20 protein-coding genes are annotated in these 22750 nt (G+C 53.2%); 9 read left to right on the forward strand and 11 right to left on the reverse strand.

What is annotated here, in order from left to right:
- Positions 1–51 precede the first annotated feature (51 nt).
- Positions 52–1056, reverse strand: coding sequence for a Gfo/Idh/MocA family oxidoreductase (locus IX84_RS12085; protein WP_044220679.1), 1005 nt, complete (start codon positions 1054–1056; stop codon positions 52–54).
- A 62-nt stretch (positions 1057–1118) separates the two neighbouring features.
- Positions 1119–1418, reverse strand: a complete 300-nt coding sequence (locus IX84_RS12090; RefSeq protein WP_039730538.1) for a hypothetical protein — start codon at positions 1416–1418, stop codon at positions 1119–1121.
- A gap of 150 nt (positions 1419–1568) precedes the next feature.
- Between IX84_RS12090 and IX84_RS12095 the strand changes: the two genes are divergently transcribed.
- A complete protein-coding gene (locus IX84_RS12095) occupies positions 1569–4151 on the forward strand; it encodes a M14 family zinc carboxypeptidase (protein ID WP_044220684.1) in 2583 nt (860 codons plus the stop codon).
- Positions 4152–4327: 176 nt separating this feature from the next.
- Here the strand turns inward: IX84_RS12095 and ppk2 are convergent, their stop codons facing one another.
- The 3 genes from ppk2 to IX84_RS12110 form a co-directional block, all read right to left on the reverse strand.
- On the reverse strand, positions 4328–5110 hold the full coding sequence (gene ppk2, locus IX84_RS12100) for a polyphosphate kinase 2 (RefSeq protein ID WP_081968725.1): 783 nt from the start codon (positions 5108–5110) through the stop codon (positions 4328–4330).
- Positions 5110–6639, reverse strand: a complete 1530-nt coding sequence (locus tag IX84_RS12105) for a carbon-nitrogen hydrolase family protein (protein WP_044220688.1) — start codon at positions 6637–6639, stop codon at positions 5110–5112. Before IX84_RS12105 ends, ppk2 begins: the two co-directional genes overlap by 1 nt.
- A 73-nt stretch (positions 6640–6712) precedes the next feature.
- Positions 6713–7387, reverse strand: coding sequence for a winged helix-turn-helix transcriptional regulator (locus IX84_RS12110; protein ID WP_044220691.1), 675 nt, complete (start codon positions 7385–7387; stop codon positions 6713–6715).
- 67 nt (positions 7388–7454) lie between these two features.
- Here IX84_RS12110 and IX84_RS33340 point away from each other — a divergent pair, with 67 nt between their 5' ends.
- From IX84_RS33340 to IX84_RS30955, 6 genes are all read left to right on the forward strand, one after another.
- Positions 7455–7613 carry a hypothetical protein gene (locus tag IX84_RS33340; protein ID WP_160213747.1) on the forward strand — a complete coding sequence of 53 codons (159 nt, stop codon included), beginning with the start codon at positions 7455–7457 and terminating at the stop codon, positions 7611–7613.
- Between the two features lie 8 nt (positions 7614–7621).
- Positions 7622–8266: a 2OG-Fe(II) oxygenase gene (locus IX84_RS12115; protein ID WP_044220694.1), complete on the forward strand. Its 645-nt coding sequence runs from the start codon at positions 7622–7624 to the stop codon at positions 8264–8266.
- 3 nt (positions 8267–8269) lie between these two features.
- Complete coding sequence (locus tag IX84_RS12120; protein ID WP_044220697.1) at positions 8270–8905, forward strand: SET domain-containing protein; 636 nt, start codon at positions 8270–8272, stop codon at positions 8903–8905.
- Positions 8906–9040: 135 nt separating this feature from the next.
- Positions 9041–10024, forward strand: coding sequence for a succinylglutamate desuccinylase/aspartoacylase family protein (locus IX84_RS12125; RefSeq protein WP_044220700.1), 984 nt, complete (start codon positions 9041–9043; stop codon positions 10022–10024).
- Between the two features lie 111 nt (positions 10025–10135).
- Positions 10136–12943 carry an alpha-amylase family glycosyl hydrolase gene (locus IX84_RS12130; RefSeq protein WP_044220703.1) on the forward strand — a complete coding sequence of 936 codons (2808 nt, stop codon included), beginning with the start codon at positions 10136–10138 and terminating at the stop codon, positions 12941–12943.
- A gap of 458 nt (positions 12944–13401) precedes the next feature.
- Positions 13402–14316: a helix-turn-helix transcriptional regulator gene (locus tag IX84_RS30955; RefSeq protein ID WP_160213749.1), complete on the forward strand. Its 915-nt coding sequence runs from the start codon at positions 13402–13404 to the stop codon at positions 14314–14316.
- Between the two features lie 45 nt (positions 14317–14361).
- On the opposite strand, the gene def is transcribed toward IX84_RS30955, so the two are convergent.
- From def to gldB, 5 genes are all read right to left on the reverse strand, one after another.
- The gene (def, locus tag IX84_RS12140) at positions 14362–14916 is read right to left on the reverse strand and encodes a peptide deformylase (protein WP_044220707.1); all 555 of its coding nucleotides are present in this window, start codon (positions 14914–14916) and stop codon (positions 14362–14364) included.
- 7 nt (positions 14917–14923) lie between these two features.
- Entirely contained in the window at positions 14924–15340 is a 417-nt protein-coding gene (gene ruvX / locus IX84_RS12145) for a Holliday junction resolvase RuvX (protein ID WP_044220711.1), read from the reverse strand.
- Between the two features lie 57 nt (positions 15341–15397).
- On the reverse strand, positions 15398–16087 hold the full coding sequence (locus tag IX84_RS12150) for a Crp/Fnr family transcriptional regulator (RefSeq protein ID WP_044220712.1): 690 nt from the start codon (positions 16085–16087) through the stop codon (positions 15398–15400).
- 172 nt (positions 16088–16259) lie between these two features.
- Positions 16260–18041, reverse strand: coding sequence for a DNA polymerase III subunit gamma/tau (locus IX84_RS12155; RefSeq protein ID WP_044220715.1), 1782 nt, complete (start codon positions 18039–18041; stop codon positions 16260–16262).
- 45 nt (positions 18042–18086) lie between these two features.
- The gene (gldB, locus tag IX84_RS12160; RefSeq protein ID WP_044220717.1) at positions 18087–19130 is read right to left on the reverse strand and encodes a gliding motility lipoprotein GldB; all 1044 of its coding nucleotides are present in this window, start codon (positions 19128–19130) and stop codon (positions 18087–18089) included.
- Between the two features lie 165 nt (positions 19131–19295).
- On the opposite strand from gldB, the gene IX84_RS12165 reads away from it, so the two are divergent.
- Together IX84_RS12165 and nadC are read left to right on the forward strand one after the other, a co-directional pair.
- The gene (locus tag IX84_RS12165; RefSeq protein ID WP_044220720.1) at positions 19296–20036 is read left to right on the forward strand and encodes a porin family protein; all 741 of its coding nucleotides are present in this window, start codon (positions 19296–19298) and stop codon (positions 20034–20036) included.
- 228 nt (positions 20037–20264) lie between these two features.
- Positions 20265–21140 carry a carboxylating nicotinate-nucleotide diphosphorylase gene (nadC, locus tag IX84_RS12170; protein ID WP_063978267.1) on the forward strand — a complete coding sequence of 292 codons (876 nt, stop codon included), beginning with the start codon at positions 20265–20267 and terminating at the stop codon, positions 21138–21140.
- A gap of 4 nt (positions 21141–21144) precedes the next feature.
- On the opposite strand, the gene IX84_RS12175 is transcribed toward nadC, so the two are convergent.
- On the reverse strand, positions 21145–22728 hold the full coding sequence (locus tag IX84_RS12175) for an AAA-like domain-containing protein (RefSeq protein ID WP_052515971.1): 1584 nt from the start codon (positions 22726–22728) through the stop codon (positions 21145–21147).
- Positions 22729–22750: the final 22 nt, after the last annotated feature.

Genomic DNA, 22750 nt, shown 5'->3' on the forward strand with positions numbered 1-22750 from the left:
ACGTTGTCCGGCTTGCCTGATTACACCGGCTTCGTCAGTTAAATGACGAAGTCAGGAGGAGGACCTGGCAGCAATCAGCCGCTCCTCAATCTGGTCCATGATCTGATGCGCCAAATCCAGGGCGCGGTAACCATCTTCGATGCTGACTACCGGGCGTTCATCCCTTTCAATGCTATGGGCCAGGGATTCCAATTCCATTTTGATAGCATTAACCGGCGCGGTTTCAGGCATGGAGAGATGGATGTAGCGCTTGCCGCTCTGGGTTTCCAGCTCCATAAGGTTGTCCTGAGGTAGCTGAGTAGGGGCTGCATCCGTATCGTAAAGGCGGACGACCTGTGCTTCCTTTTCCAGGAAATCGAGGCTGATGTAGGCGTCTTTCTGGAAAAAGCGCACCTTGCGCATCTGCTTCATAGAAATGCGGCTGGCGGTAAGATTGGCGATGCAGCCATTCTCAAACTCTATGCGTGCATTGCAAATATCGGCGCTCTCGCTTACCACCGGCACGCCACTTGCACTGATGGATTTCACCGGCGATTTCACGAGGCTTTGAATGATGTCCAAATCGTGGATCATCAAATCCAGGATTACACTGACGTCCGTACCCCGAGGGTTGAAGACCGCCAGGCGGTGTGCCTCAATGAACATGGGGTTGAGTGGCTGATCGCCCAATGCCAGCAGTGCCGGGTTGAAGCGCTCCACATGGCCTACCTGCACCTTTACACCCTTTTCTTTGGCCAGTTGCAGCAGGGTTTTGGCTTCGTCCATGGTATTGGTCAGGGGCTTCTCTATAAAAAGGTGCTTGCCCTGCCCGATGACCCGTTTGGCGAGCGCGAAGTGGGTGGTGGTTGGTGTCACGATATCGATCACATCCGCTGCAGCGATTAAAGCATCCAGGTCGGTCCAGCGCTGCACGCCATACTGTTCCTCTGCCTGCCGGGCGGCCGCATCATCGGGGTCATAGAAGCCAATCAGTTCGTAAGTCTCCTCCGCCAGCTGAATGCACTTGAGGTGGATTTTACCGAGGTGGCCGGTGCCCAAAACGCCAATCTTTAACATAGGTGGTCCTTTTTTACGGCTGCAAAAGTAGGGGATTTTCGGCATATTCCCCATTTCACGGTTTACCGGTAGTACATCAGGATCGCCCCAAAGAGCGTGATCAGCGCAATCAGCACCGTAGCCATGCGCATGGAGTATTGTATATGGCTGGTGAAGGTCTCGATTTCCTCCCGCATATCCGGGTACTTGGGCATCACCTCAGCTTCCATTTTTTCTTTGTTGAACAAGTGCGCCGCGCCAAATTCCACCCGCGCCTTGATCAGCTTGCGGTAGCTCTTCAGCACCTTCACCCGGAAGTAGACATTGACAAACAGCATGGCCACAAACAGGCCGATAACGATAGATATGAGCAGGATGTACATGGTCTGTAGATTCGTTGGTGGACAAAAATACGTTTCTGCGGGGGCTTTGGTTTGAAAAAGAGAGAATTCTGTTGCTGCTTTGAATGGCTTTGGCAACAATTCCCAAAAAATCCTCATTTTAAGGGCAAACAATAACCAAAACCAACGCCAATGAGTTGTAAGCCCACGCTGCTAGCCTGCCTGCTGGCCTTTTTTACCCAACTAAGCTTCGCACAGCAACCTTTAAGTTACTACCTGCCGGATATCGAATACGATGAACGCATCCCGACTCCGGAGTCCTTCTTCGGGCATCAAATTGGGGAGTGGCACCTGAGCCATGATAAACTGGTGTACTACATGAAGGCGTTGGCGGAAGCCTCTCCCCGGGTGACGTATACCGAGTATGCCCGCAGTTACGAAGGTCGCCCTTTGCTTTACCTGACTATCACCTCCCCGGATAATCAGGATCGGCTGGACAAAATACAGGCGCAGCATGTGGCCCTTTCCAACCCGGAAACCAACCGCAAGCCTGGAAAGGAGCAGCCGGTAGTCCTCTATCAGGGCTTTAGCATACATGGCAATGAAGCTAGCGGGGGCAACGCAGCGCCCCTGGTCGCCTATTACCTGGCGGCAGGGCAGAGCCCGGAAGTCCTGCAAACCCTGAATGAAGCGGTTGTTCTGCTCGACCCCTGCTTCAACCCGGATGGCTTCCACCGCTTTTCCACCTGGGTAAATATGCATAAGAACCTGCACCTCACTCCCAACCCTCAGGATCGGGAGTACGACGAAAGCTGGCCCGGCGGCCGCACCAATCACTACTGGTTTGACCTCAACCGCGACTGGCTGCTGGTACAGCATCCGGAAAGCCGGGGCCGCATTGAGGTTTTCCATCAATGGAAGCCCAATGTGCTGACGGACCACCACGAAATGGGCTCCAATGCGACCTTCTTCTTTATGCCGGGTATTCCGTCCCGGACCAACCCCATTACTCCGCCCCTGAATCAGGAGCTGACCGGGCGCATCGGCAATTTTCATGCGGAAGCCCTGGACGACATCGGCTCCCTTTACTATACCAAGGAGAGCTACGACGATTTTTACTACGGCAAGGGCTCCACCTACCCGGATGCGAATGGCGGTATTGGGATCCTGTTCGAGCAGGCGAGCTCGCGCGGGCATGTGCAGGAGACGGAGAATGGCCTGCTGACTTTCCCCTTTACCATCCGCAATCAGGTACGCACGGCGCTTTCCACCCAAAAGGCGGGGGTGGCGCTGCGTCAGGACCTGCTGCAGTATCAGTATGATTTTTACCGGGACGGGCTGGAAGAAGCGCGGGGCGCTAAAGTCAAAGGCTACGTATTTGGAGCACCGGAAGACCCGGTACGGACTTCGGCTTTTCTCGATCTTTTGCTGAAGCATAAAGTGCAGGTCTATCAGCTGGAGCGGGAGGTGGAAGCTGAAGGGGTGGTGTATGCGCCGGGTCAGAGCTATGTGGTGCCTGCAGAACAGGCGCAGTACCGGCTGGTGAGAGGCATGTTTGAGACCATGACCTCCTTTACCGACAGTATTTTTTACGATGTGTCCAGTTGGACGCTGCCCTTGGCTTTTGGCATGGACTACGCGGAGCTTGGCGATGGGCAGTTTAGCAATCGCTTGCTTGGTCAGCTCGTAGAGGCGGTACCGGAAGCTGCTTTTGCTGCTCCGGAGCAAAGTGCCTACGCTTATCTGCTGGAATGGGAAAGCTACTGCGCTCCGAAAGCGTTGTACCAGATTCAGGCAGCTGGCCTGCGCACCAAAGTCGCTACCGAACCCTTTGTGTTAAATGGAAAGGCCTATCAGCGGGGCACAATTTTGGTACCCGTTCAAAATCAGGAAAAGTCTGCCACTGAAATCCATGAGCAAGTCAAAAAGGCAGGCGCAGGCTGTGCAGCCATCACCGCCGTCAGCACGGGGTTGACCCCAACCGGCATAGACCTCGGCAGCCGGAGTTTTGAACGGCTGGAGGCGCTGAAGGCCGCCCTGATCGTAGGGGAGGGCGTTTATGCCTATGAAGCTGGCGCGGCCTGGCACCTGCTCGATCAGCGCTACGGCATCCCGCTCACGATGCTGGAAACCGATGAACTTGGCCGGGCAGACCTGACGGATTTTAATACGATTATCATGGTCAATGGCAGTTATGGCAGCATTAGCCAAAGCGGCAATAACAACCTGCGCGAATGGGTAAGCGATGGCGGTAACCTGATTGCTGTTAAATCCGCCATTGACTGGGCAGACCGGCAGGGGTTAGCGAAGGTCAGTGCCATTGGAGATGCCCGGGAGGCGTCCGGGCAGCGACCTTATGAAAAGCTCGGTGCGGACCGGGGCTCTGATCGCATTGGTGGTGCCATTATGGAGATCGAAGCTGATCTGAGCCATCCACTGTTTTTTGGGTATTCCCGCTCCTCTATTCCTGTTTTCCAGCGGGGCACTACAGCCTATCGCCCCACCGACAACCGGTATGCCACGCCTGCCGTTTATGCGGAGCCACCTTTGATCAGCGGTTATGCCCGGCCGGAGCATGAGCGCAAGCTGGCGGGAGCTGCTGCCGCTATAGTCAGCGGTGCAGGGCAGGGACGGGTCATCTGCCTGCCTTTTGACCCCAATTTCCGGGCTTTTTGGTACGGCACCAACCGTATTTTCGCCAACGCGCTTTTTTTTAGCGATGCAATTAGTGGCAGCGCAGTGGAGCGGGCGAGTGGAAAGCCGAACGGCCGGTAGCCCAAACTATCAAACCTGATTAATAGCAACAACCATGAAGGCCATATAAGCCCAATCCTATTTCCCGCCTTCGCTGCCACCGGATGTTGATCCGAAAGGGGTGGAAGGGGATATGCCGGAGGTAGCGCCTGAAGGAGCGGATATGGCCTCCTGACGTTACTGAGCTATCTTAACTCTTAACGGAGCCGTTGCAAGATCTCCTCTGGCGGGGGCTGTAATTTTTCCGTCTTACCTGCATAATCAAGGAGGTAAAGCACATGGCGCATTGCCGCAATTCTGGCGCGCTCCCGCTCATTGCCTTTGACAACGAACCAGGGGTTGGCCTCAGTGGAAGTCTGTTCGAACATACGCGCTTTGTAAGCCGTAAAAGCATCCCATTTTTCCTGGGCAAGGAGGTCGACCGGGCTGACTTTCCATTGCTTAAGGGGGCTCGACAGGCGGTCTTCGATACGACTGCGCTGCACCTCGGCATCTATGGAAAACCAAAACTTGACCAGAGTAATGCCATCATCGGTGAGCATGCGCTCCACGGTATTGACCTGCTGCATAAACAGCTCGTACTGCGCCTGCGTACAGAAGCCCATGACCGGCTCCACCACCGCCCGGTTGTACCAGCTGCGGTCAAAGAAGACCATTTCCCCGGCATTGGGCAACTGCCGGATATAACGCTGAAAATACCACTGCCCGCGCTCTTCCTCCGAAGGCTTGCCCAGGGCTACGATGCGGTAGTGGCGTGGGTTAAGAAATTGAGAAAAACGGGCAATCGCACTGCCCTTACCGGCGGTATCCCGGCCTTCAAAAAAAATCGCCAGCCGTTGCCCCTGCTCATGAATGTGCTTTTGCAATTTTAGCAGTTCCACCTGCAGGAAATACAACTCGTGTACATAGTCCGGATTGACCCCATAGTGGCGCAGAACGTCCTCGTCAAACTGCTTGTCCTCTCCTTTTTTCAGGCTCATTACTTCTTTAGTTTTACCTCGTAGAGGTCTTTGCGCCGGTCTTTGAGCGTATTCACACTACCGTATTCGTGCAGCTCTTTGAGCAGTTCCAGGTTGACATCCGCAATCACCGTCATTTCGGTATTAGGAGTAGCCTCAGAACGGATGGCATTGGTAGGGAATGCAAAGTCGGAAGGGGTAAAGATGGCAGACTGAGCGTAGTTGATGTCCATATTATTAACGCGGGGCAGATTGCCCACTGCCCCCGCCATGATGACATAGCACTCATTTTCGATCGCCCGCGCCTGCGCACAGAGCCGGACCCGGTTGTAGCCATTCTGTGTATCGGTGAGGAATGGCACGAAGAGCAGCTGCATGCCCTGATCTGCGTAGATGCGGGCCAGCTCCGGAAATTCCACATCGTAGCAGATGAGAATGCCCACCTTGCCGCAATCAGTATCAAAGACTTTCAGCTCACTGCCTCCCTTCATGCCCCAGGCGTCCCGCTCAGAAGGTGTGATGTGTACTTTCTGGTATTTTTCCCATGTGCCATCGCGCCGGCACAGGTAAGACACATTATAAAGGTGCCCATCCTCTTCTACTTTAGGCATACTGCCTGTAATGATGTTGACGTTGTAGCTGACGGCAAACTCCGTGAATTTCTCGCGCAGGGCATTGGTATACCCGGCCAGTTCCCGTATGGCACGAGCCTCCCCCAGGTGGTTGTAATCTGCCATAAGGGGCGCTTCGAAAAACTCCGGGAACAGGATGAAATCGGACTGATAGTCGCTCACGGCGTCTACAAAGTACTCCACCTGCCGGATGAGGGCATCAAAGTTGGGAAACAAGCGCATCTGCCACTGTACGATACCGATACGCACATCCGATTTAGGGACATTGATGAGCTTTTCCTCTTCCTGATAGTAGATGTTGTTCCATTCCAGCAGGGTGGCATACTCTTTCGAGGCTTTGTCCTCCGGCAGGTAATTTTGAATGATTTTACGGACGTGGAAATCATTGGACAGCTGAAAGGTCAGGGTGGGATCGTAGATTTCCCGCATCTTCACCTGATTGATGTACTCCCGTGGCGTCAGCTCATCGGCATATTCCCTGTATTTGGGGATACGCCCACCGGCGATGATGGAGCGCAGGTTGAGGGATTCGCAGAGTTCCTTGCGGGCATCATACAGCCGCCGCCCCAGGCGCATGCCCCGGAACTCCGGGTGCACAAACAGCTCAATGCCGTAGAGCACATCTCCGTTTTCATCGTGCGTATTGAAGGTCTCGTTGCCGGTAATCTGATCGTAGGTGTGTTTATCGCCATACTTGTCATAGTTGACGATGATAGAAAGCGCACAGGCCGCCACTTTATCGTCAACGACTACGCAAAGCTGCCCTTCCGGAAAAACCTTGAGCAGTTTTTGTATGGCCTTTTTATTCCAGTGCGTCACCCCACCGCCCGAATAGGCTTGGATCATCGCCTCTTTCAGGCCGATGTAATCATCCAGGGTGAGGTTGCGGAGTTCTATTTTCTTTGTTGCGACTTCCATGTTTCGATTGTTGTACTTCGAATAAACGAGCGGGCAGTGGCCCTTGTTGAGTCTGGTATTAAATTCAGCCCAGTCAGGACCGCAGGATGTAGCCCATGCCGTAGAGTGTTTCGATGAGGCCCTCCGCGCCCAACGCCTTTAGTTTCCGGCGGAGGTTCTTCAGGTGAGCGTACAGAAAATCATACCCATCTATGTCTTCTGCCTCTTCACCCCAAAGGTAGTCAATCAATTGGTCTTTGCTGACTACGCGATTGCGGTTGCGGGCCAGGAAAAACAGGATGTTAAACTCTTTTTTGGTGAGCTCCAGACGTTGCCCGCCAATCCATACAGTGGCTTCGTCAGGCAGGACAACCAGGCTGTCCAGCCGGAGCTCCCGCTGATACAGCCCGGTGCGGCGGCGTACGATGGCTTTGAGGCGGGCGTGGGCTTCTGCTAAATCATATGGCAGAGACAGTACGTCATCGTAGCCCGATTCCAGGGCCTCAATCCGATAAGCGGGTAGGGTAGCTGGGGTGAGCAACAGCAGCCCGCCCTGCATCTCCTGCTGCCGGAGCAACTGCCCCAGGCGTATGGCGCTGCCTTTTTCGAGCGGCTCTGTTACCACTACAGCATCGAATTCCACCTGTAGCACTTTCTGTACAGCAGCCTTCGGCTGAGCAACCGTTTGGCCCTCCAATCCCTGTCTTTTCAGGTATCGCTGCAGGGCTATTCGGGAGGAGGATTCAGCTCCGATAAGTAAAACCTTCATATTTTTTTATTCAGGGCGGTAAAATTCAGTTTTTATTCAGAATCTGCGCGCTTTTTTGCCTGAAAAAATGAGCAGGAAAGGTAAATCCACAGACAAAGCACGCCCTAAAAAGCGGAGCACTGGGCAGGAGGATGCCCCCCGGCCCAAAAAGGCCGGCAGGGCCAGCAAACCACCAAAATACAACCATCCGCAGTACTGGCTGAGTGAGGAAGCCAATCTGCAATAGCAAATATTATGACCAAAACGATCGCGCTTCTTCAGGAAGCTACATACGAACAGGCTTCTATTGAGATTGCAGAGCGGGGCTACAGTATTATCGATGGCTTTCTCAGCCCTGTGGAAGTCAGCCAGATCCTTAATACTATACATGCTGAGGAAGCAGAGGGCGCCTTTAATCCTGCAGGTATAGGACAGGGGGCGGATTTTCAACGCAATCAGAAAATTCGCAGGGATGAAATCCGGTGGATAGACCACAATGATCCTCCTGTATCCTGTTTGCCTTACTTTGAACGCCTGCAAAATATGATCCGATACCTCAATCGCACCTGCTACCTGGGGATTCGGGACATGGAGATGCACTTTGCTGTTTACCAGCCGGGTGGTTTTTACAAACGCCACCTCGATGTTTTCCACCGCACGCAGTCGCGTAAGTTGTCCGCTATTTGCTACCTCAATCCGGAATGGACGGCAGCCGATGGTGGCGCCCTGAAACTATACCTGCCTAACGAAGATGGCACAGAAGAGACGCTTACCGTACTGCCGGAAGCCGGACGCCTGATGCTGTTTGAAAGCCATGCCATTGAGCACGAAGTTGAAGTTGCCCACCGCGAACGGTGCAGCATAACCGGTTGGCTCAAGGACGAAACCCAATTATTCTAAACAATGATCCATCCGCATACTCAACTGCAATACATCGACGACCACAAAGGCTATGGTGTATTTGCTACCCGGTTTTTGCCCAAAGGCACCATTACCTACGTCAAAGACAGCCTGGAAATGGAGATCAGCCCGAACACCTACCGGAATCATAATCCCGAAATGCAAGCCGCTATTGAGAAGTATTCCTACATTGATGAACGCGGGTACCGTATTGTCAGCTGGGACTTCGCCAAGTATGTCAATCATTGCTGCAACTGCAACACCATGAGCACCGGCTATGGCTTTGAAATTGCCATTCGTGACATTCAGCCCGGTGAGGAAATCACCGATGAGTACGGCCTCTTCAACCTGACACAGCCTATGGACCTGCAGTGTGCGCATGATTGCTGCCGCAGACAGCTCCGCCCCGAAGATTTTGAGCAATACTATAAGGATTGGGACCTGAAGCTGCGCGATGCCCTGCCCCAAATCTGGAAGGTCGACCAACCGCTCGCAGCCCTGCTCGACGATGGTACTAAAATCGGTGTCGATGCCTTCCTGAATAATCCGGAGGCTTATCGCTCGGTCTACCAACTCAAGGCGCAATCCCTGGAAACTTACACGCCTGGAGACAACGGCATACAATTGCACCTGACCTGACCCATTTGTTTTCTTTGATTTTCGTATTTTGGACTTCCTATCCGCCCCGTAAACAAAGAACAGTTGCGGGGCGTATTTTTTAGGGTTTAGGGCTTACCTTTGTTGCCCCCATGTTCGCTCAGCTAAAAAAAGTATATGGAATCCACCTACTCTGCACTGCCCGATGACGCCCCCGTCATCCGGGAACTCGATTTAGAAGCTGTACCCCAAGGCACTTTACAGCGTTTTTGGCTCCACCTCGTGACCGATGGCATGGGTATGCCCGTATTCATCCCGGTTATAGTGGCAAGAGGTGTGGAAGAGGGCCCGGTAGTGGGGTTGACCGCTGCGGTGCACGGCAATGAGCTCAATGGGATACCGGTGATTCAGCGCCTTTTTCGGGAGATTGATGCCCGGGAAATTAAAGGCACTATAGTAGGTGTGCCTGTGGTGAACCTGCCGAGCTTATTGCGCAAGAAACGGCGCTTCATCGATGGCACCGACCTCAACCATATTATGCCGGGCCGGGAAGACGGCAACGTCAGCCAAGTATATGCTTACCGCATCGTTAACTGGATAGTTGCCAAATTTGACTACCTCATTGACCTGCATACAGCGAGTTTTGGCCGGGTCAATTCCTATTACATCCGGGCAGATATGAGTAGTGAAATTACCCGCCGTATGGCGTTGTTGCAAAACGCTCAGATTATCGTCCATAACCCGCCTTCCGATGGTACGCTCCGTGGGGCTGCCGATGAGTTAGGCATACATGCCATCACACTGGAAGTCGGCAATCCCAATACTTTTCAGAAAGGGCATATCCGCTCCGGGCTGACCGGTATCCACAACGTACTGGCGCATCTGGGCATGACGGGGGACACGGTGGAAGAGCCGGAAGAGCCTGCAATTCTGTGCAAGGATTCCAGCTGGCTGTATACGGATACGGGAGGGATTCTCACGGTGCAGCCTGGCCTGACGGAGCGCGTTAAAGCCGGGCAGGAAGTCGCCACTTTGCGCAATATCTTCGGGGACTTTATCAAGCGCTACACCGCGCCACACGATGGAGTGGTCATAGGAAAGAGTGTGAGCCCGATCAATCAGACCGGAGGGCGCATCCTCCATTTGGGCGTCCCGATGTAGAATGGACTGCTCTTTTTGTCTCCATTCAGTCAATTTGATGGCACAGACGTCCCGAAATTTGCGTAAATTTGATAGTCTTGCTATCATAAAACTGAAAGAAAAATCATTAGCATGCTTAAATCAATTTTGCCGTTGCTGTTGCTCGGCCTAAATACTGCGCTCCTGCAAGCTCAGGTCGTTTACAGCGAACCAGCATTCCCAACACCCGAAGATGAAGTCACGGTCTTTTTCAACGCCTCAGAAGGCAACGGAGGGCTGGAAAACTGTGGGTGCGATGTGTACCTGCACACGGGCGTGATCACCAATGTCAGCTCAAGCCCCGCCGACTGGCGCTACGTGCCTACCACATGGGGGCAGGCCAACGATGACTGGAAGATGACACCGGTGCCCGGGGAGGACAATCTCTACAGCTACACCTTTTCGCCTTCGGTCAACGCCTATTACGGCGTACCCGGTAGTGAGACGGTAGAGCAAATGGCTTTCGTGTTCCGCGATGCTGCCGGTAACCAAACCGGAAGAGCAACGGGCGGTGGCGATATCTTTCTTGAGCTATTCGAAGCTGGGGTTGGTTTTACAGCCGTACTGCAAAGCCCTGCCAGCAATGCCATCATCGCACAAACCGGAGAAACCATACCGGTGCGGGTAGCCATTTCGGAAGAAGCTACTATAACAGTTACCGATAACGGTGAAGAACTGATCTCTGAGGCCACAGCGCTTCTGGAGTATGACCTGATTGCCGGTGAAGCGGGTACCCACCTGGTCGAAATCACGGTAGACAATGGCGAAGAGAGTATCGTGCTGGACTTCGCCTACGCCGTTCCTCTGGATGTTGCCCCTCAGGCTGTGCCTACTGACCTGGAGCCTGGTATCACTTTCGAATCCGGTACCCTCCGCCTGAATCTCTTCGCTCCCAACAAAGAGCACGTCTTCGTCCTCGGCAGCTTCAACGATTACCGCCCGCTGACGGAATACCAAATGACGCCCTCCGCTTCCGGTAACTGGTGGATAGAAATTGATGGACTGGACCCCGAAGGGCCACACACTTTCCAATACCTGGTCGATGGCAGCATCCGGGTGGCAGATCCTTACAGTACGCTGGTGCTGGACCCCGGCAACGACCCCTTTATTGAAGAGGAGGTGTATCCGAACCTGCCCGATTATCCGGATAATGCGCAGGGGATCGTGTCCCTGGTAGACCCGCAGGTGGCGGAGTACGACTGGCAGGTGGACAATTTCGAGCGCCCGCCCAAAGAGCGGCTCGTGGTGTATGAGCTGCTGGTACGCGACTTCCTCGAAAGCCACAGCTATACCGATCTGATCGACACCCTTGACTACCTCAAGCGCCTTGGCATCAATGCCATTGAGCTGATGCCGGTGAATGAGTTTGAGGGTAATATCAGCTGGGGCTACAACCCGTCCTTCCACATGGCGCTGGACAAGTACTACGGACCGATTTATGAATTCAAGCGCTTTGTGGATGTCTGCCATCAGCGCGGGCTGGCCGTGATTATCGACGTGGTGTACAACCATGCCTTTAGCCAAAGCCCCCTTGCACAGCTGTATTGGGATGGGAATAACTTCCGCCCAACGCCTGACAACCCCTGGCTGAATGAATTTGCCAAGCACCCTTTCAACGTAGGCTATGACTTCAACCACGAAAGCCCGCACACCCGGGAGTTTGTAAAGCGTACCATGCGTTACTGGCTGGAGGAAATGCGGGTGGATGGCTTTCGCTTCGACCTTTCTAAAGGGTTTACACAAGTAGAGACCACCGATGTGGGCGCCTGGAGTGCCTACGACCCGTCCCGGCTGGTCATCATCAAAGACTACGCGGATGAAATGTGGGATGCCTCACCGGGCTCCTACGCCATCATGGAGCATCTGGGCGACTGGGCTGAAGAAGTGGAAATGGCCAACTACGGCGAGGGCATGCTGATGTGGAACAATATGCAGCCGCAATACAAAAATGCCGTGCTCGGCTTTGGCTCCAATCTTTCCGGCGCTTCCTACACCCACCGCGGCTGGGATGTACCGGGTATCGTGTCTTACATGGAAAGCCATGATGAAGAGCGGCTGGTGTACGAAGCCCTTGAGTTCGGCAGTTCACAGGGCGACTACAACGTGAGAGAGCTGGAAACAGCCCTGGACCGGGTAGCGGCCGGCGCTACGATGTTCTACACCATCCCCGGGCCAAAAATGCTCTGGCAGTTTGGGGAACTGGGCTATGATTTTTCCATCAACTACTGCGAAGATGGCAGCATCAATCAGGATTGCCGGACCGGCCCCAAGCCTATCCGGTGGGACTTTCTGGAGGAAGAAGGGCGGCGCGACCTTTACGAAACGATGAGCGACCTCATCCTGGTGACGCAGGCCTATGACGTATTTCATACCGATGATATTGAGTATGACCTGGCGCCTTCCACAAAGGTGATCAAACTGCGGCACGAAAGCATGGATGCTGTGGCTGTCGCCAACTTTGGGGTGACCAATCAGAGTGCGTCTCAGGTATTCACGCAGACGGGCACCTGGTACGAATACTTCACCGGAGAAACCTTTCAGGTGATTACGCCCAATCAGTTGCTGCCACTTGAGCCCGGAGCATACCGGTTGTATACCACAGAACCGCTGGAAACGCCCACCTCTACTCAAAATGAGCGGACAACCAATGGCTTTGAACTCCGCGTTGCACCGAATCCTACTGCCGGCGAACTGCTGGTCAGCTACGATCTGCCCAGGGCGGTTGAAGTGCAATTGGAAGTCGTGAATCTGCAGGGGCAGACGGTACATCAGGAAGACTTGGGGCAGCGCAGCTTTGGCTGGCACGGAGAGGCCCTTGATCTTGATCTGCCTGCTGGCAGCTACGTGCTGCGTATTACGGCCGGCCAACGGGTAGAGACTACCTTGGTTGTGGTACAGTAAGGCATCCGCCTATGATATTCTACTGCGCCGCTTTTGGGAGTGTTTTGTCTCCCAAAAGCGGCGCTTCCTTTTGTACAGAGGGCTGCCTGCCTGCTTTCGTCGGCAAAAAAACAGCGTTGATAGATTAATTCTCTTTAAATCACTGATATTTCCAATCTTTAAGCTGCAATAATTTTAGGTAGGTCAATCCTGCTTTCATTGCCCATCATCTGTTACGTAAATAAAACTGCCCGCAGTGCCTTTCGCTGCGGTATTCATGCCGGTACCATCGGCAAAACACTAAGACTATGTTGTGAATCCGCTTTTGGAGCGAATGTAGTCAAATTTTATTCTGAACAAGGCGTGATGAAGGAGCCTAGCCAAAGCTAAGCGACTGAAGAGCAACGAAGTTCAGGATAAAATTTGGCAAATGCAGCCCAAAGGGTGGAGTCCCAACATAGTCTCAAATGCAGTCCAATATGACGCTATTAACAGGTAATGGGATGCTCAACCGGCAACCGCTCGTCCGTATGTCAGAGCAATTGCAGCAAACGCCACTTAACTTCGACGATCTTATCATTCACTCCCGGCTTAGGGATTTTGACAAATCCGTCAGTGATTCCGGCCTGTCAATTAAGCTGGGGCATATTGGCACGGAGCGTTACTTCTTCAGGAACCGTCAGGTCAGCCTGCAGCGTGGAGAATACCTGCTGGTGAACCGCCATCAAACCTTCGATTGTTTTATCCGTAATCCCACGCCGGTGGAGGGCTTTTGCTTTTACCTGAGCCCACGCCTGATTCAGGAAGCTGCCTCAGGCTTGTCGCGCAATACGGAGGATCTACTGGACCACCCGGCACCGAAGTCCAACAAAGCACCTCGTTTTCTGGAAAAGATTTACCGGACGGATGAGAATGAGCTCGGCCGCTACCTCGAACAACTGCGCCCGGCCCTTGCTACCCATCAGCAACTCGATTTCAATCAGGTATTTTTTGATGTGGCAACAGCACTCCTGCGCACCCACTGGCGTACCGAACAGGAGATGAGGGGCATTGACTGTGCCCGGCGGTCTACACGGGAAGAACTGTACCGCCGTTTGTGCACCGCCCGGCAGTATATTTACGACAACTACTGTAACGATCTGCAGCTGGAAGAGCTGGCTAAAGCGGCTTTGCTATCCAAATATCACTTGCTGCGGACTTACAAGCAGGCATTCGGCATCACGCCTTATCAGCAGGTACTGGAACTGCGCCTGGAGAAAGCAACTGACCTGGTACAACAAGGTGAAAAACTGAGTAGTGTCGCCCGGGAGCTCGGCTTTTCTGACCGTCGTTCCTTCACCAAGGCTTTTAAGAAAAAGTTTGGGGTGGCGCCTTCTTTCTATCGCGCAGGTTGAGCCCAGGGCGCTCCGCTCGTATTTTCTGAAAGCAGGAAGTGTTGTTTACCGCGGGAACTTCATCTTGTAGTCCACCTTGATTTTACCTTTTTTGATGCTGTCCAGCTTTCGGCGGACAAGGCGTCGTTTGATCGGCTTGAGGTGCTCCGTGAAAAGGATGCCATCAATATGGTCGTATTCATGCTGAATGACCCGGGCATTAAACCCGGTGAATACTTCCTCGTGCTCCTCGAAGTTCTCATCCATATAGCGCAGGCGAATCTGCGCCGGGCGCTCTACTTCGCCCCGCACATCCGGGATGCTCAGGCAGCCTTCCTCATAAGGCCATGGATTGCCCCCTTCTTCTACTTTGTGGGCATTGATGAAAACTTTTTTAATGCCTTCCTCCTCGCTGTCTTCACGTTCGACCTGTGCGGTGTCGACCATAAAAATGCGGATAGACCGGCCAATTTGGGGAGCAGCAAGCCCCACGCCCTCGGCAAAGTACATGGTCTCCCACATATTCTCGATCAGCTCTGTAAGGCCGGGGTAGTCCGGCTGTATGTCTTCTGCTTCCTTTTTGAGGACAGGTTGTCCGTATGCGTAAATGGGCAGTATCATGATTGAATTAGTACCGGTTTTGTTCAAGATAATCCCGCAGGATGAGGACGGCGCTTACTTTGTCCACAAGGCCTTTGTCCTGCCGTTTTTTCCGGCGGGCACCACTTTGACGGATTACAGATTTGGCTTCTTCAGAGGTAAATCGTTCGTCCTGCATAACAACTTCCACTTCGGGAAAAAGTTTGCGCAGCTTCCGGGCCAATCCCACCACCATATGATGGATTTGGGCCGGATTGCCATCCGGATAAAGGGGCTCGCCAACGACGATGGTTTCGACCTCTTCTCTGCTCAGGTAATCCTGCAGATAGGCTTCCAGCCCGGAGGTAGGCACCGTGTCCAGCCCGGTAGAGATGATCTGCAACGGGTCGGTCACTGCCAGCCCGGTGCGTTTTGTGCCATAGTCGATGCTCAGAATCCTTGCCAAACGTAGTGATTTAGGGCGCAAAGGTAAGACAGTTACCGCTAAAAACGGGCAAACACATTATTTTTCCTTTTCAAGGGCTTCCATATCCCGGACCAGCAGCCGTTTGCGGTCGAAAGTAAGGATGTCTTTATTGCGCAGCTCGTTGAGGACGGTGGTCACGGTTTGCCGGGAAGTAGCGGTGAGGTTGGCAATTTCCTGATGGGTGAGGAATTTCCGGACCAGCATTTCATAGCCTACGCGCTGCCCTTTTTTGTGGACGAGGCTGACCAGGTAGTCAATTATGCGGGTTCTGGAATCTTTGAAAACGAGCGATTGCAGGCGGTTCTCCATTTCCAGCATTCGGGAGCCCATGGTGCGCATCAGGAAGAGGGACAGGGCACTGTGCTCCCGCATCATATCCTCCAGATCTCCTACCGTCATGACGCAGGTATGGGTCTGCTCCATAGCGTAAGCAAAGTCATGCCGCCTGTTTTCTCCGATCATCGACAGCTCGCCAAACACCTCGCCGGGGCCGATAATGGCTTTGGTGACCTCCTTGCCCTGATCGCTGTAGGTGCCGATTTTTACCCGGCCTTCGGTGATGAAAAACATGCGGTCGGCGTATTCATCAGGCAAATAAATGTAGCTGCCTTTCTCAAATACTTTTTGTTCATGGGTATCCAGGTCTCCCCGCTGAATTTTGCGCGGGCATAAGATGCCGCTCAGGTCAATATTTTCCAGATACCAAAGGGACTGATCGCTAGTCATAGCCTTTCAGGTTTAGTTTGCGGAGATGTATCGCTTTGCAAATAAGCTAACCAAAGGTTAACGTCAGTTGCGTGCTCCCATTTCAAAGATAATCCGGAGAAAGTGTCCGGCACAGAACATTTGCAACAAATAGCTGCTGAACGCGCATTGAGTGTGTGATCTCAATATAGCCCTACTCATCGGGGCGCAAATCAAACCGCTTTTGCATTTCCTGAAGCAGGGGGTTGGTTTCCCGCATCTCCAGGTATTTTTCTTTGCTGGTCATCAGCCGTTTCGGCTTGGGCGGGGGCTCCGGAGCGCTGCTTTTATCCACTTCCACCCGCATCAGGATGCCTGGTGCTTTGAGGGTAGCGCGCAGGTGCTCTACCAAGCCGTCTTCCTGCCTCACGGTATTTTCTGCCAGATTGGAAGAGACGGTCACCTGTATTTCCTGTTCGCCCAAAAGTGCGAGCTCAGAATTGCGCATGATTACTTTCACTGATTCCTGCTCGCATTGGTCAATGTATTGGTCCCAGGCTTCCTGTGCCCGCTCCAGGGTGATGGGCTCTGCCGTTTCCTCCTTAGTTGTCTGTGCCTCTTCTTCCTTAATTTCAGCCAGCATCGCATCCAGCTTCTTCATCTTGGGCAAGACATGTTTAGTCTTTTTTACAGGCGTGGGGGCGGCGGGTTTTGTTGCTAAATCCGGTGGTGGTGCTACTGTCGCTTCGTCCGCAATAGTTGGGGTGGAAGTCTCCGCTTCAGGGGCTGCTACGGGCTTAGGCGCAGGTTCCGGGACTTGTGGTGGTGGCGCTGAGGTGCTTACGTCAGCCGTTTTTTTTTCCGGGGCAGGCGCAGACAACTGAGCTTCAGACAGCTGAAAGGCCCGGTTGATGTAGGTCATTTTGAGCAGCGCCATTTCAACGTGCAGCCGCTTGTTGCGGGCCAGACGATAGCCAAGGTCACAGTCATTGGCAATATTCAGGGCGGTGAGGAGCAGTTGGGCGGGCAACAGCCGGGCTTGTTGCTCGTACCGGTCTTTTAGCCCACCGCTGACTTCCAGCAAATCGAGGGTTTGGGCGTCTTTGCACACCAATACATTACGCAGGTGCTCTGCCAGCCCGTTGATGAACAGATCAGGGTCAAAACCCTTGCGCAGGATTTCATCAAAAATCAGCAGCATCTGATTGCGGTCCTCCTGCAGCATGGCGTCCACGACCCGGAAATAGTAGTCGTAGTCCAGCACGTTGAGGTTCTCAATGACATCCTCGTAGGTAATGCGGTTGCCACTGAAGGAGACGATGCGGTCAAAAATGGACAAGGCATCCCTTAGGGCGCCATCTGCTTTTTGCCCGATGATGTGCAGGGCATCCGGGTCGGCCTGAATGTCTTCGGTATCGCAAATGCTCTGCAGGTGATCGACCATATCCTGCACCTGTATCCGCCGGAAGTCGAAAATCTGGCACCGGGACAGGATGGTCGGGATAATCTTGTGCTTTTCGGTGGTGGCCAGGATGAAGATGGCGTAGGAAGGCGGTTCCTCCAGGGTCTTCAGAAAGGCGTTGAAGGCCTGCTGGGAAAGCATGTGGACCTCATCAATGATGAAAATCTTATACCGGCCCTGCTGTGGCTGAAAGCGCACCTGCTCGATGAGCGCGCGGATGTGCTCCACGCTGTTGTTAGAGGCGGCATCCAACTCAGTGATGTTGAAGGAGGCATTCTCACTGAAGGACTTACAAGAGTCGCAAACCCCGCATGGCTCGTGGTCCTCGGTTACATTCTGACAGTTCAGCACCTTGGCCAGGATACGGGCACAGGTGGTTTTGCCGACCCCCCGGGGGCCACAAAAAAGGAATGCATGCGCCAGGTGATCGTTCTGCAGCGCATTTTTTAGCGTAAGCGAAACGTGCTGTTGGCCCACCACTTCATCGAAGCGGGTAGGGCGGTACTTTCTGGCGGAAACAATAAAATTGCTCATGCATGGCTATTTTCGAGGTATGCAAAGATACAAAATTTCGGGCGTTTACCGGCCAGGTTTGTAGCGGCTGGCATCGAGCAGGGCCTGTGCGTCCTCCAGCGCAATGAGGTCCTGCATCGTCGCCTCCGGGTGCCGTTGCATGTAGGCCCGGACGATCTGCCAGCCCACCCAGTTGGCGGTACGGCCGGGCGCTTCTTCCGGCATGCCCGGAGAGTGGGGGCTGTAATCCACGAATTTTCGGATTTTGCGGCTGTCCGTCTCGTACATCAGGTCCTCTTTGATGAAGAAAGCCCACATTTCCAGCTCATTATCGTTTAGCCATTCCACCTGCTCGCCGGTCACTTCCAGTTTGACGCTGTCCGGAGCGTAAGGCAGGAGTTTGTCCAGGATGTAGAGCTTTTTGCCGTTGTTGACCATCAGGTCGATAAGGCGTTGCTGCCGGGGCGGGGGCACGAGCCCGTTGATGAGGGTCTGAATGGCTTTGGAAGTCAGGTGCTGCCGGTTGAAGGTACGGGTGAGGTAAGCTGAAAATGCCGGATCGCGGGGGTTCAGCTTTTGGTAGGGGTAATCCTCTCCGAGAAAATAATCCAGAGAAACTCCCAGGTCGTTTTCACCGTACACGAAAGCCGCTACTGCGTATTCCGAAATTAGTGTGGAGACGGTGGGTACTGGCTCATCGGGGAAATAATACTGGAAAAACCGGAACGCCTGCTCCAGCTCCTCCTCTATATCTGACAGGTCCGGGTAGTGTACCTGTACGGAATCATAAAGGTTGCGCACCGGCTCGTGCTGCAGGAACCCTTTGACATAGGGAGCGGGCCCATCGGGTGCCATGCGCGGGTCGTTGGCCCGGAGGATGCGGCTGAAGTAAAGGTCGCCCAGTTCCGGATAGTCTTCCATCAGCCCTTCCAGAGCTGCCTGCATGTTATTCGTATCCAGCTGAAAGAGCGCCTGATCGAAGCGCCGGATATCCACCTCCGCTTCTATGCCTGAAACATCGGGTATAAATTCCTGTTCCCCCGTTTGGCAGCCCCAAATCAGGGTGGCTGCGATCAAAAAAGCGAACAAATGCATCCGTTTTACGCTCATAAAAGTTGAGTTTGTGGTTTGGAATCGCGAAGCTAATGGTATTGCATTAAACATTAACGTTGTGTTTTTTATATTTTACCGCCACGTTTGACGATGTACGTTTATTTTTGCATCAAGAGCACAGACGCTTCCTGATCATACACCTGCTTACAAAAACTGAAGAAGATGAAAAAAATTGTTGTTTTTGCTGCTTTCCTGATTGGCCTTTCCACCTTAGCGGAAGCTCAGCAGGCGGTCCGCTTTGGCTTTCAGGTCAGCCCCGCTTTCAACTGGATGTCTACCGATAAAAACTCCATCAGCACCAATGGTACCAACCTGGGCCTGAAGCTGGGCCTGATGGGCGAGTTTTATTTTCAGGAAAACTACGCATTAGCCACGGGCTTAGGGTTTTCTTTCAATTCAGGGGGTACGCTGCTGCACTCCAATACCGGTATTTACTGGGCCAACTCTGAAGTCCCTGCCGATTGTGCTTTCTTCATGGAAGAGCAGCAGGCGCCCAATTTGAAATATTCTATTCAGTACGTGGAAATCCCGATCGGGCTAAAAATGCGCACCCGGGAATTCGGCTACATCCGCTACTTCATGGAGCCTAATGTTGGCATCGGTTTCCGCACGCAGGCCAAAGGCGACATTCGCAATGCTGACGATGAGGAAGAATGCAATGACATCAACATCCGGCCAGACGTACGCCTGCTGAACCTTTTCTGGGGGCTGAATGGCGGCATTGAGTACAGCGTTTCTGAAAGCACTTCTCTGGTAGCGGGCATTGGCCTGCAGTTTGGCTTCACGGATGTGACCAAAGATGATGACACCGTTTATCTGGACAACAGCGTTTCCAATCAGGATGCTGAGGACAGCAAAGGCGTAGCGCGGGGCGTTGTGCTGCGGCTGGGGGTGTTGTTCTAGAGAGAGGAGTTCACGCAAAGGAAGGGTTTCGCAAAGGCCGCAGCGCGATGCAGCCTACTGAATTCTTGGCGCACTTAGCGTAATCCTTCGCGTACTTTGCGTGAACCTTCATCGGCTTACCTTCCATCACCACTGGATAATTTGCCTGAAAAGCTTTACCTTTGCGGCCCAAAAGCTACCTGGCGCACTGCCGGGCAGCATTAAATCCGGGCACAAAACAAACAGGGTATGAGCACAAACATGGCAGAACTTCAAGACTACCTCGATTTTTTCGTTACACAGGCACTAAAAGAAGATGTGGGAGATGGTGACCATACTTCCCTGGCTTGTATTCCCTCAGATGCGCGGTCAAAGGCCCGCCTGTACGTCAAAGATCCGGGCGTGATCGCCGGGATGGATGTTGCCGCCTACATTTTCCGGCATGTGGACCCCAGCTCAACCTTCACCCCAAAGGTGAAAGACGGTCAGCCCGTCAGCTACGGCGACGTGGCTTTTGAGGTAGAATGCAATGCGCAGGCACTGCTGCGTGCCGAACGCCTCGTGCTCAATACCATGCAACGCATGACCGGAATTGCTACCCTGAGCAACCGCTTCAAATTTGAGGTGGAAGACCTGAATGTGACCATCCTCGATACGCGTAAGACCACGCCGCTGATCCGCCCATTGGAAAAACTGGCAGTGAAGTTAGGCGGCTGTGACAACTACCGCTTTGGCCTCTTCGACTGGATTATGATCAAGGACAACCATATTGATGCCTGTGGAAGTATTACGGCAGCCATCGAGCGGGTAGCAGCTTATCAAAAAGAAAAAGGTACGGACCTTGGCGTTACAGTGGAGGTCCGCAATCTGGTAGAGCTGCACGAGGTCCTTCAGGTTGGGCAGGTCACCCGTATCCTGCTGGACAACTTTGAACTGCCGCTGATGGAAGAAGCCGTGCATACGGTCAACAAGCGCTTTGAAACAGAGGCTTCCGGCGGCGTCAACATTCACAACGTCCGCGAAGTGGCGCTGACGGGCGTGGACTACGTCTCTGTAGGTGCGCTGACGCACTCGGCTCAGAGTTTGGACCTGAGCTTGAAGGTGGTGAAGGAGGTGGTGGCGTAGAACCTCACACCCAAACCACAAACACCCGCTTCCCCTCCACTTCCTCCCACCCATGCGCCGGCACGTCCCCCTGACGGCGTGGGTCGAAGATGAGGAGGTAGCCTTCATCCATGCCTTGCCGCTGCAGGTAGTCCGCGAGTTGCAGCAAACCGCGCTGATGCGCCTGCTCGCCGTACCAGCGTTTGAGCTCTATGATGTATTTTTGGTGATTGTAGGTGACAACGACATCCAGCCGCTTTTCTTCGGAGATTTGTGCCTCCTTAAAGTCGTGCCCTTTGCCATTGATGATGGGCTTTAGAAAGGCCAGAAAGACGAGGCGCCAGTGCCGTTCCAGAAAATGCTCGTCCCGTTTGCTGTGCTGCTCGCGCAGGTACTGCTGGAAACGGAGCAGTGCCCGCTCCAGGTCGAGCCCCTGTCCATCGGGGGTAGTGTAGAGGCCCGGAGAAACCTCTTGTTCCTGACTGAGCTGCTCCCGATAGTACTTTGCCGTCATATAGCTGTACAGGCGTTGCTCATAAATTCTGTTGTGAATGCTGAGCCGCCCGTTAGACTTGAAAATACCGTATAAACGTCCCATCGCTGTTATGGGCTCATCCGGATTGAAAGGTATGTTTGCTCCATTTATAATCACCTGAAAAGCTAAGTTGTACAGTTCCGGGTTGTTCTCGAGGTTTTTGATGAGGCTCTCAAAGTTGGTATTGTCCTCCCGCAGCAATTGCTGTACGGCTTGCTCCAGGTCGGCATCGGTTAATACTTTTTCTGTTTTTGCTGGCAGGATTTCCTCCGCCATAATTTTGCAAAGCTTGCTTACCAGAAAGGGATAGCCGGAAGTGTAGTAGTATAGCCTTTCGGCCAAATGCGGAGCATTGAGTTGCACGTGCTGTTCCTGTGCGAAGTCCTCCAGCATAGGCACAATCTCCTCTGGCAGAAAGCTCATCGTTACTTTGAAGTCGGCAGCGATATTCCAGGGGCTGTTATACTGCCCGGTATTGTCTTCTCCCGGCCGGATTCTGGATTTCAGTGACTTTACATCATGCACGCCCGCCAGTACCACGCTGTGAAAGGTCGCATGCTGGGGAGAGAACCGGTCAAGGTATTTACTCCGCAGCATGCCCAGAAAGCGGAGGAAGGGCCAGTAGTTGCTGCTTGCGTCCACTTCGTCGATGAGCAGGACCAGTTTTTTCCTGGACCGATGCGCCAGGTGTGTGATTAACCTTGACAGCCCATCCATTCCATCGACCTCCGCCTCTTTTTCCTGAATAACTTCAAATAGTTGCTTATCCTGATATTCCAGGATTGTTTTCATCTGGCTGACCACCATTTGCGCAAAAGCAGCGTCCGTCTCATGCCACTTACTGTCAATGCCCTGAAAGTTCATTCTAATAGGGGAATACGCACTGCTGTTTGAAAGCGCATCATTTAGTGTAGCCAGCATAGTGGTTTTGCCGTATTGCCGGGGCCGGTTGATGGTGAAATATTCGCCTTCAACCACCATGTTCATAATGGCGTCAACCTTGGCGCTGATGTCTGCCATGTAATGCAGCGTAGGATAACAAGTACCGGTGCTATTGAATTTTTTGGGCATCATCCTGAATTTCGGTCTGTGCTAA

This window comes from Phaeodactylibacter xiamenensis, assembly GCF_000759025.1.
Classification (GTDB): Bacteria; Bacteroidota; Bacteroidia; order Chitinophagales; family Saprospiraceae; genus Phaeodactylibacter; species Phaeodactylibacter xiamenensis.